Raw genomic sequence first — 10,288 nt, 5'->3', positions numbered from 1 at the left:
TTGAACTCTTCGGGATAACGTGGGTTGCTCATGGCACCTCCTGATTGGCCTCAGTTTAAGGCATGGAGGTGTCTACGAAACCCGGGGCGATTCATACCTTTAATGGGAGAGTCTGGAAGTTAACCTTTAGCATATATCCTCACTTCTCGGACCGACTTCCTTTGGTACCTGTCAGCGCACTCGCCATCGTTGGCGTGTTAATGAGTGCAATCCTGGCAATCCTGGCATTCTTCTGGAATATGAGCCAGCAACGACGCCGTGAGTTTCTAGAGGAGAGACTGTGGCTGGCTGCCGTTGTTGAAAGCTCCCATGACTGTATTATTTTTAATGATGTAAGCGGCATCGTCATTAGTTGGAACAGGGGCGCTGAACAACTTTTTGGGTATACCGTTTGTGACACGTTGGGGCGCTCTCTTTCTTCATTAATAACACCGCCAGAGTTTCATCATGAAGACGCAGAATTTCTGACGCGGATTGCCAACGGGCAACGAATTGAGAACTTTCATACCTCGCGTCATCGCAAGGATGGTCAAGTCATCCAGGTCTCCATATCGGTATCTCCGGTCTACGACTCTTTCGGGTGTATCGTTGGGGCATCCACGACGGTAAGAGATATTTCTTTGGAGACGGCGGCTAAGGCTCAGGTATTGGAGGCCAATGCCAGACTGGAATACCAGGTCAACGAAAGAACGTTGCAGTTGGAGACGGCACAGCGTGCTATGCGCACGGTTCTGGATGGCGTACCGTCTATGATCAGTTACTGGGATGCTCAACTGATAAACCGCGTTGCCAACCATGCTTATTTTATTTGGTTTGGTATTGATCCGTTGACATTGCCCGGTCGGTCAATGCAGGACGTTTTGGGAGAAAAGTTATTTCAGGCTAACCGTTGCTATATTGAGGGTGTACTACTCGGTGAACCTCAGACGTTCGAAAGAGAGATTCCCGGACCAGACGGAAGAATTCGCCACTCGCTGGCTCACTATCTGCCTGATATCTCACAAGGTGAGGTTAAAGGGTTTTTCGTGATAGTTCATGACATCTCAGAACTCCACGAGAGCCAGATCAAGTTGGCAGGAGCGCTGCGTGAAAACGAGTTGTTGCTACGTACCATCAACGAGCAGTTACTCTACTCAGCCACTGACGCCACAGGTTTGATTAATGACGTCAATGAGCACTTTTGTTCAACGCATGGATTTACGCGAGCAGAACTATTGGGGCAGGATCACCAGGTGCTCGACTCGGGGGTGCACCCGAAGACGTTTTGGCAAGAGATGTGGGCTGACTTAAACAGAGGCATCGCCTGGCGTGGTGACATTTGCAATCGCGCGCGTGATGGAAGTCTGCATTGGTTTGATACTTTCGTCGCACCCAGCTTTAACTCATCGGGTGCAATAGAACGCTACATCGCGCTACGTATCGATATCACCTCTCGCCGGGCCGCTGATGAGGAAGTGTCCAGACTTCATTTATTATTAAGCAATGTTCTGCGAGCAGCCTCTGAAGTCTCAATCATCGCAACGGACGGAGAGGGCGTCATTACGCTATTTAATACAGGGGCTCAGCAGATGCTGGGATATGAAGAGGATGAGGTGGTGGGTGTGGCGACACCTCAACTGTTTCATCAGGCAAAGGAGGTGGCTGATCGCGCATGCGTTCTGAGTGCGCAAATGAATCAACCCGTCAGTGGGTTTCGAGTTTTTGTCAGCGTACCAGAGGCTGTGGGTTCTGAAACACGTGAATGGACCTATGTCAGAAAGGACGGCACCCACCTGACCGTTTCCCTGATCGTCACCACCATACGCGATTGGACGGGGAAAATTTTGGGGTATGTGGGAATCGCCACGGATATTACCGAACAGCAGATTCAGCGGCGCGACCTTGCTGCGGCGCGCGATCAACTTGTCCTCGCCGCCGAAGCGGCGAAGCTGGGGATCTGGAGTTGGTTGCTGGGTGACGATGTAGTGGACTGGAACGATCGGATGTTCAGCCTCTATGACCTGCCTGATAGTCTGAACCACAGCGGTGAGCTGTATGGTCACTGGCGGTCGCGTATACATCCGGATGATATTTTAACGACTGAGGCAAGCCTCGAAGCCGCTATAAATGGAAACAGCAAATATAAACCTGTGTTTAGAGTACTTCGGCCTGATGGCTCTATTCGTTATGTACAAGCCGGGGCTTACGTTGAACGTAATTCTGAGGGAAAAGCGACTCGAATAACCGGGGTCAACTTCGATATTACTGAACGCAAGGAATTCGAGTCTCAATTGCTTAACGCCAAGCAGCAAGCAGAGCAGGCAAGTTCCATCAAAAGCCAGTTCGTCGCCAATATGAGTCATGAAATCCGCACCCCGATGAATGCTGTTCTGGGGATGCTGCAACTGCTTCGTAAAGCAGGTCTGGATACACAACAGGATGATTATGCGAGTAAAGCCCAGACGGCTGCTCGCGCTTTGCTCGCATTGTTGAATGACATACTGGACTTTTCTAAGATCGAAGCCGGAAAACTTGAACTCGACCTGCATCCGTTCAGCCTGGAAAAACTAATGCGCGATCTCGCCGTTGTCCTTTCCGGCAACCTCAAAAACAACGAAGTTGAATTGTTGTATGAAGTTTCACCTCAATTACCTGGTGTCTTGATCGGGGATCAACTTCGCCTGCAGCAGATTCTGATTAATCTAGCGGGTAACGCGATGAAGTTCACGCGAGAAGGTTATGTGTTAGTGAAGTTGACCGAACTCGCGCGTGACCAGAACCAGATCACCCTGCGCATTTCTATCAACGATACAGGTATTGGTATAAGCCCTGACCACCTTACGCATATTTTCGAAGGGTTCACACAAGCCGAAGCGTCCATAACACGTCGTTTCGGTGGCACCGGACTCGGGTTGCCAATCTGCAAGCATCTTGTCGAACTGATGGGCGGAAAATTGAACATCGAGAGCGAGCCAGGAAAGGGCAGCACGTTTTGGTTCGATCTCACCCTCACCATGGCTGACGAGACGCCTCTTATCGCGGTGCAGAAACTTTCAAGGCGAAAACGCCGCATCTTAGTGGCTCACGACAATATTTTATCAGGCAGGCTCCTGGCTCAAACTATTGAAGCGCTTGGATGGGAAGCGGTGTATGTCGCGGATGCGAGGACCCTCGTCGAACGGTTGACTCAGTCAAAGAACGAACCTTTCGACGCAGTGATCATGGACTGGCGAATGTCCGATCTGGATGGATTGGCTACGACAAAAGCAATTAAAAATGCGCCCTGTACTCAAAAGCCTCCCGTTATTGTGATGGTCACGGCCTACGGTCGTGAAGAATTGGAGAATGTGATCGCTCAAAAAGACGCTCCGTTCGAAGACTTCCTCACTAAGCCGGTGACGCCACAGCAGCTTTTCAGTGCGATTCAAAAAGTGCTCGGTAATGCACCTGCGCCACGCAGTAGGGTTGAAGAGGAACCGGCAGCTTTTCCGTTATTGGGTTTGCGTTTGTTGGTGGTGGAGGACAATGAGTTAAATCGACAAATCATAAATGACTTGCTCACAGCCGAAGGGGCAAGAGTGACCATGGCGGTGTGTGGCTTGGAGGGTGTGGAGCTGGCTACCAGGTCGGTCGGCGAGTTTGATGCGGTTATCATGGATGTGCAAATGCCAGATATAGATGGGATGGAAGCGACACGCCGTATTCGATCAGACAGTCGATTCACCTCACTTCCCGTTCTTGCCATGACCGCCAATGCATCAGACTCAGACCGAGGCGAGTGCCTGGCGTCCGGTATGAATGAGCATCTGGGTAAGCCAATTGATATGACGCAGGTTGTGCCGTTGCTACTCAGGCTCACCGCGAAGCAAGAGAGCGGTTCGGATCGCCCTGTTGAGACAAATGAGCTCGACCGACACGAGATTACCGAGCCCATGGTGAAGGTTCTCCAGCGCCTGGGAGGGCTTCGCGAAGTCTACCGAGCGGCTTTGGATAGCTTCAGTCTGGAGGGGGAGAGATTGCTGGGTAATCTCAAGAAGCTTTCTATGGACGGCAGTGCTGATGACATTGCCAAGGCATGCCATGCGATCAGGGGCGTAGCAGATACACTCGGTGCCGTAGCACTCGCGCGGCGGGCAGGTGTATTAGAAAATATGGCCAAGGCCAGGCTTCACGCTGACGGGGCGCAGTTATTGCCAGAAGAAACCCTGGATGAACTGGAAAAGTTGTTTAGGGATAGCAACGAACGATTAAAAACAGCCTTTTACAACGAATAAGCTGGCTGTTTCACCGCCATCGGGGGCGCAAGCCCCCTCTCACAGAATGATAGGTGTTGCTCAGGCCGGCATCGGCAACGCGCCCATCTTGCCGTGGCAATACACCAGTGGCCCGGCGTTCTGTCGGGGCACGATCAGGTTTTTCACTGCGCCGACCATGATCGCGTGATCGCCGCCTTCATATTCTCGCCACAACTCGCACTCGATCACCGCCGTGGCATTGGCCAGGATCGGGTTGCCCAACTCACTGAGCGTCCATTCGATGCCCTGGGCCTTGTCCTTGCCCTTGCGCGCAAAGGCATAGGCTTCGGTTTGCTGCCCACCGGAAAGCACATGAATGGCAAAGCGTTTGTTCTTGATCAACACCGGGTACGAGTCGGAGCTGTAGTTGGGGCAGAACAGCACCAGGGCCGGGTCCATGGACAGTGAGCTGAAGGCACTGGCGGTCAGCCCGACGATTTGCCCGTCGTCATCGAGCGTGGTGATCACGGTGACCCCGGACGGAAACGAACCCATCACTTGTTTGTAGATAGCGGCATCGATCATGGGGCGGTCCTCTGCGGGTAAAGCGGTTTTTATGAGTTTGTAGGTCTGATGGTATACCGTAATACAGTTGATGCAACCGCTTTTTCAGTCGCCCGATGAACGTCAATCCTGGGGCTTATAGCCAATAAATACGGGAGCCATGGTAGGAAATAACAGGGTGCCCTGTGGCACACTTGCGGATCAGATGCGTGCTGAAACTACGGATCAGTCTTGTGAAAATGTTGGAATACCATAATATGGTGTTCATCTGAGGGGCGGCCAGAGAGCTCCCCCGGTTTGGCGTCAAACAACTATAAGATCAGACAAACGCGAGTTCATTTCCATGCCCCAGATGTCCCGGCAAGACCCCCTGATCGAGCATCACACGGTCGATTACGTCCCCCTCGCAGAGCGCCATGGAAAGGCCCGCGACCTGTTCACCTTATGGTTCAGCACCAACATCGCACCGCTGCCGATCGTCACCGGTGCCATGGTCGCCCAGGTGTTCCATCTCAATCTGGCGTGGGGGCTGCTGGCGATTGCCCTCGGGCATCTGCTCGGCGGCATCGTGATTGCCCTCGCATCGGCCCAGGGCCCGCGCATGGGCATCCCGCAGATGGTGCAGAGTCGTGGCCAGTTCGGCCGTTACGGCGCGCTGCTGATCGTGTTCTTCGCCGCACTGATCTACATCGGCTTTTTCATCTCCAATATCGTCCTGGCCGGCAAGTCCATCGTCGGCATCGCACCGTCGGTGCCGGTGCCGGCGAGCATCCTGATCGGCGCCCTCAGCGCCACCGCCATCGGCGTGATCGGCTACCGCTTTATCCATACCCTCAACCGCATCGGCACCTGGGTGATGGGCAGCGCGTTGCTGGCCGGTTTTATCTACATCTTTGCCCATGACCTGCCGGCAGACTTCCTTACCCGTGGTGGCTTCAACGCCGCTGGCTGGTTGGCCACCGTGTCGCTGGGGGTGATCTGGCAGATCAGCTTTTCGCCCTACACCAGCGACTACTCGCGCTACCTGCCGGCGGATATCGGCATCACCCGGCCGTTCATTGCGACCTACCTGGGCGCCACCCTCGGCACCATCCTGTCCTTTGCCTTTGGCCTGGTTGCCGCACTGGCCACGCCAGAAGGCACCGAAGCCATGGTCGCGGTCAAGCAAGCCACCGGCTGGCTGGGGCCAATCCTGATGGTGCTGTTCCTGCTCAATATCATCAGCCACAACGCCCTGAATCTGTACGGTGCGGTGCTGTCGATCGTCACCTCGATCCAGACCTTCGCCAGTCACTGGACCCCGAGCATCAAGGTGCGCGTGGCGCTCTCAGGCGTGATCCTCACCGGTTGCTGCGTAGTCGCCTTGGGCGCCTCGGCGGACTTCATCTCGCAATTTATCGGCCTGATCCTCGCGCTGTTGCTGGTGCTGGTGCCGTGGGCGTCAATCAACCTGATCGACTTCTACATCATCAAGCGCGGGGTCTATGACATTGCCTCGATTTTCCGGGCGGATGGCGGGGTGTATGGGCGTTTCAACCTGCATGCGATCGTGGCGTACTTCATCGGCATCATCGTGCAACTGCCGTTTGCCAATACCTCGCTGTATGTGGGGCCGTGGGCCAACCTGGTGGAAGGCGCGGACTTGTCGTGGCTGGTGGGATTGGTGGTGACGTGCCCGTTGTATTACTGCCTGGCGACACGTCAACACACCCAAAAGGTCAGGGCGGCGCGGTTGGGCTACACCGACTGACCCACCCCGCCGAACTCCTCCAACGCATCCCGCAACGCGCCCTCGAAGTATGCCTTCGAGGCGCGATCCCAGAGGATATGAAACGCCGGCAGCTCCACACTCCCTGTGTGGATGACAATCGCATTGACCCGCGCCACCGACGTCTGCGCCACCGTCCCCGGCTTAAAGGCCGGGAAACTCAGATCCACCCCGCACAGCTTGGCCATCACCTGCGCAATCACGCCACCGCTGAGCAGCACGCAGGCATGGCTGTCCTGGCGCGGCAGCAGGTAATTGGCGCGGTGGTCCAGTTCCCAACGCGCTTCTTCATCGGCAATCCGCTGCCCCTGATCCTGCGGGCTGCCCAGTAGCAGGTATTCGTTCTGGGACAGGCGCGCCACCCAACTGCCGTCCGCTTGCGCGCTGGCTTGGTTGGGCGCGCCCGGCAACGTGAAGCCGCGCGCCGTGAGGTACTCGGCGCTTTGTGTGCCGCGAAAGCCGACCCGGGGCAGGTCGGTCTGGTCCTGCAGCTGGCAGGGCGGCGTGAACAATTCGTGGGCTTTCAGACTGGTCATGGCTTAACCCTCCTGGCGTTGGTTGGTGGGGTCGAAGAACGGCAGTTGCACCACCTCGGCCTGGACGACGATGCCGCCTTCGACGCGAATCGGAATGCGCTGCCCCGGTGTGCTCTGGTCGATCCCGGCGTAGGCCAGGCCGATGATGCGGCCCAGGCTGGTGGAGTATTCGCAGGAGGTGACGTTGCCGCTGATGTCCGCGCCGTTGAGCACCAGGTGGCCTTCCAGCGGTTGCACACTGCCCTTGGGCAGGCTGAAGCCCACCAGTTTGCGTTTCAGCGGCTGGGCTTCGAGGATGTCCACCGAGCGGCGGCCGACGAAGAATGGCTTGTTGCGGTTGACCGCCCAGCCCATGTCGATTTCTGCCGGGTGAGTCATGCCGTCAGTGTCCTGGCTGATGATCACGTGGCCTTTTTCCAGGCGCAGCAGGCGTTGGGTTTCGACGCCGAAGGGGCGAATGTCAAAGGCCTTGCCGGCCGTCATCAACGCGTCCCACAACGCCAGGCCGTGGCGTGCCGGTACGTGGATTTCATAGCCCAATTCGCCGACGAACCCCACCCGCAGCAAGCGTGCCTTGATCCCGGCCACCGTACCCTGGCGCACGCCCAGGTAGGGGAAGCCTTCGGCACTGAGGTCGATGTCGCTGCACACCTGCTCCAGCACCTTGCGCGAATCCGGCCCGGCGACGTTCACCGCACAGATCGCCGCAGTGACGTTGGTCACGTCCACGTCCAGGCGCCACTGCGCGTTCCACTTGAGCATCTGCTGGTAGATGCGGTCGACGCCGCTGGTGGTGGCGGTGACGTAGAAATGGTTGTCGGCCAGCCGCGCGCACACGCCATCGTCGATCACCACGCCGTGTTCGTTGGTCATCAGCGCATAACGCGAACGGCCCACCGGCTGCTTGAGGAACGCAAAGGTGTACATGCGGTTGAGCAATTCGGCGGCGTCCGGGCCGCGCACGTCGAGGCCGCCGAGTGTGGACACATCGATCAGCCCGACCTTGTTGCGCACGTGCAGCGCTTCGGCCTGCATGCATGCTTCGCGGTCCTCGGCCTTGCCGTAATAGGCCGGGCGCTGCCAGATACCGGCGGGCATCATCTTCGCTCCGGCTTGCACATGGCGTGCGTGCATCGGCGTTTGGCGGTAAGGGTCGAAGGCGCGCCCGGCGACATGCGCGAGTTTCTCCGCCACGAACGGCGGCCGTGCGGTGGTGACCCCGGTTTCGCTGATAGTGCGCTGGGTCGCCCAGGCCACCAGCCGTGCGGTCGGCAGCGCCGAGTGACGCCCCTGGGACGGGCCCATGCCGACCGTGGAGTAACGCTTGACCAACTGCACATCGCGGTAGCCGATGCGGGTGGCGTTGACGATGTCCGCCACCTGCAGGTCTTCGTCAAAATCCACAAAATCCTTGCCTTTGGGGTGCGGGAAGATCGGCCAGTGGAAGTTGACCTGAGCTTCGCTGCGCAGCGCTGCAGGCGAGCCGGCGCTGTTCAAACCGAGGGCGAGCAGGCTGTCGGCGGCGGCGTTGGTCGCATCCGCCAGCACATTGTCCAGTTGATGGCGCCCCTGTACGGAACCGGCCACGCCCAGGTTACGCGGCAGGCCACTGAGGCTGAACTCCGCCCGCGAGTCGTCATAGGCCAGCTTGCCACCGGCCTGGCATAGCAGCTGATAGACCGGCATATAACCGGCCGACATGCACAACAGGTCGCAGTCGATCACTTGCCCGCTGGCGCTGACCTGGCCCTGGCCGGTGATCTGGCGCACGTCGACGCCTTTCACATGGCGCAGGCCTTTTTCATGCAGGGCTTCGAACACGGTGCTGTTGCTCAGGCACGGGATCTTGCGCTGGGCCAGGGCGCCCGGCAGGGCTTTGTCCGCCGGGGCGTGACGCAGGTCGATCACGGCGGCCACGTCCACGCCCTGGTCATGCAGGTCGAGGGCGGCGAGGTAGCCGTCATCGTTGCCGGTGAGTACCACTGCGCGCTTGCCGGGCTTGACTGCATACAGCTTCATCAGGCGTTGCGCGGCGCTGGTGAGCATCACCCCCGGCAGGTCGTTGTTGCGGAAGACCACCGGTTGGTCGAACGAACCGCTGCACACCAGGCACTGTTGCGCGCGCACTTTGTACAGGCGCTTGCCCTGGATCACCGGCAGGTAGTTGTCGGTGAACCAGGCATTGCAGGTGGCGTCGGTGAGCACCTGGATATTCGCGTGTTGCTGCACCGCGCCGAGCAACTCGCGGCGCAAGGTGTCGGCGCGGGTGCCGGCAATATCGAAGCGCGCGTAGGTCAGCGACCCGCCGAGGATCGGCTGCTGCTCAATCAGCAACACCTTGGCGCCGGCATTCGCGGCGGTCAGCGCGGCCTGCAAGCCAGCGGGGCCGGCGCCGATCACGGCGAGGTCGGTGAACAGGTAGGCCTTGTCGTAGTACTCGGGTTGGAACGTCAGGTCGAGCACGCCCAGGCCGGCCTTTTTGCGGATGATCGGCTCCCAGACTTTCCACATGCCCTTGGGCTTGTAGAACGAACGGTAGTAAAAACCCACCGGCATGAACTTGGAGAACTTGCCCAGGTAGGCGTCCTTGTCGTTGTCCAGCGAGCCGTTGACGTTCTGCGCCGTCACCGCCAAGCCGGCGGACAGCGCATGGGCATCGGCCAATACGTTGGGTTCGCGGGGCAGTTGCACCAGGCTGTTGGCGTCATGGCCGGCCATGGTCAATGGGCCGCGTGGGCGGTGGTACTTGAACGAACGCGACATCAGGAAGCGCCCGTTGGCGAGCAGCGCGCTGGCGATGCTGTCGCCCTGCAAACCTTGGTAGGGCAGGCCGTCGAAACTGAAATCGAGTGGCTGGTCACGCTGGATCAGCAAGCCCATGGGGGCGGGGAGGCGGTTCATCCGGCGATCTCCTTGGCGGTGGTGAAATCGACGCGGGTGGTGAACACTTCGCGCGGATCGAAGGTGCGCACGATCTCGTCGGTGACCGTATGGCGCTCGGCGAGGAACCAGTAGCTGGACGGCGTGTGCATCCACCATTCGCGCACCACACCGGCGAGGTTGTCGGTGTTGAACACGTAGTCGGCCCATTCGGCATCGCTGCAGGTCACCGGGTCGGGCATCGGTTTGAATTCACCGCCGTAGGTGAACTCGCTGATATTGCGCGGCCCGTTGAGCGGGCAAATCATGATTTTCATCGTCTGCTC

At 58.1% G+C, this 10,288-nt stretch carries 6 protein-coding genes; 2 read left to right on the top strand and 4 right to left on the bottom strand.

Features of this window, described 5'->3' with window-relative positions:
• Nucleotides 1-200 precede the first annotated feature (200 nt).
• Nucleotides 201-4,253: a PAS domain S-box protein gene (locus HDC32_RS25735; protein ID WP_184746055.1), complete on the top strand. Its 4,053-nt coding sequence runs from the start codon at nucleotides 201-203 to the stop codon at nucleotides 4,251-4,253.
• Between the two features lie 60 nt (nucleotides 4,254-4,313).
• Here HDC32_RS25735 and HDC32_RS25730 read toward each other — a convergent pair whose 3' ends face one another.
• Nucleotides 4,314-4,799 (bottom strand): flavin reductase family protein, encoded by a 486-nt coding sequence (locus HDC32_RS25730; protein ID WP_115489020.1) that lies wholly within the window; start codon nucleotides 4,797-4,799, stop codon nucleotides 4,314-4,316.
• 322 nt (nucleotides 4,800-5,121) lie between these two features.
• Between HDC32_RS25730 and HDC32_RS25725 the strand changes: the two genes are divergently transcribed.
• Nucleotides 5,122-6,528: a cytosine permease gene (locus HDC32_RS25725; RefSeq protein WP_184746053.1), complete on the top strand. Its 1,407-nt coding sequence runs from the start codon at nucleotides 5,122-5,124 to the stop codon at nucleotides 6,526-6,528.
• Here the strand turns inward: HDC32_RS25725 and HDC32_RS25720 are convergent.
• Genes HDC32_RS25720 through HDC32_RS25710 form a run of 3 tightly spaced genes read right to left on the bottom strand, consistent with a single transcriptional unit; the run spans nucleotide 6,516 to nucleotide 10,279 of the window.
• Nucleotides 6,516-7,082 (bottom strand): sarcosine oxidase subunit gamma, encoded by a 567-nt coding sequence (locus HDC32_RS25720; RefSeq protein WP_184746051.1) that lies wholly within the window; start codon nucleotides 7,080-7,082, stop codon nucleotides 6,516-6,518. The genes HDC32_RS25725 and HDC32_RS25720 overlap by 13 nt on opposite strands.
• Nucleotides 7,083-7,085: 3 nt before the next feature.
• The gene (locus tag HDC32_RS25715; RefSeq protein WP_184746049.1) at nucleotides 7,086-9,983 is read right to left on the bottom strand and encodes a 2Fe-2S iron-sulfur cluster-binding protein; all 2,898 of its coding nucleotides are present in this window, start codon (nucleotides 9,981-9,983) and stop codon (nucleotides 7,086-7,088) included.
• Complete coding sequence (locus HDC32_RS25710; RefSeq protein WP_065939715.1) at nucleotides 9,980-10,279, bottom strand: sarcosine oxidase subunit delta; 300 nt, start codon at nucleotides 10,277-10,279, stop codon at nucleotides 9,980-9,982. The genes HDC32_RS25715 and HDC32_RS25710 overlap by 4 nt, the downstream gene beginning before the upstream one ends.
• Nucleotides 10,280-10,288 lie beyond the last annotated feature (9 nt).

This window comes from Pseudomonas sp. JAI120 (assembly GCF_014207255.1).
Classification (GTDB): Bacteria; Pseudomonadota; Gammaproteobacteria; order Pseudomonadales; family Pseudomonadaceae; genus Aquipseudomonas.
The sequence above is the reverse complement of the archived record's forward strand: the minus strand, read 5'-3'. Positions and strand labels throughout refer to the sequence as shown.

Coding starts and splice junctions, on each gene's coding strand:
- HDC32_RS25735 (WP_184746055.1), top strand. CDS start 201: ATGAGTGCAATCCTGGCAATCCTGGCATTCTTCTGGAATATGAGCCAG.
- HDC32_RS25730 (WP_115489020.1), bottom strand. CDS start 4,799: ATGATCGATGCCGCTATCTACAAACAAGTGATGGGTTCGTTTCCGTCC.
- HDC32_RS25725 (WP_184746053.1), top strand. CDS start 5,122: ATGCCCCAGATGTCCCGGCAAGACCCCCTGATCGAGCATCACACGGTC.
- HDC32_RS25720 (WP_184746051.1), bottom strand. CDS start 7,082: ATGACCAGTCTGAAAGCCCACGAATTGTTCACGCCGCCCTGCCAGCTG.
- HDC32_RS25715 (WP_184746049.1), bottom strand. CDS start 9,983: ATGAACCGCCTCCCCGCCCCCATGGGCTTGCTGATCCAGCGTGACCAG.
- HDC32_RS25710 (WP_065939715.1), bottom strand. CDS start 10,279: ATGAAAATCATGATTTGCCCGCTCAACGGGCCGCGCAATATCAGCGAG.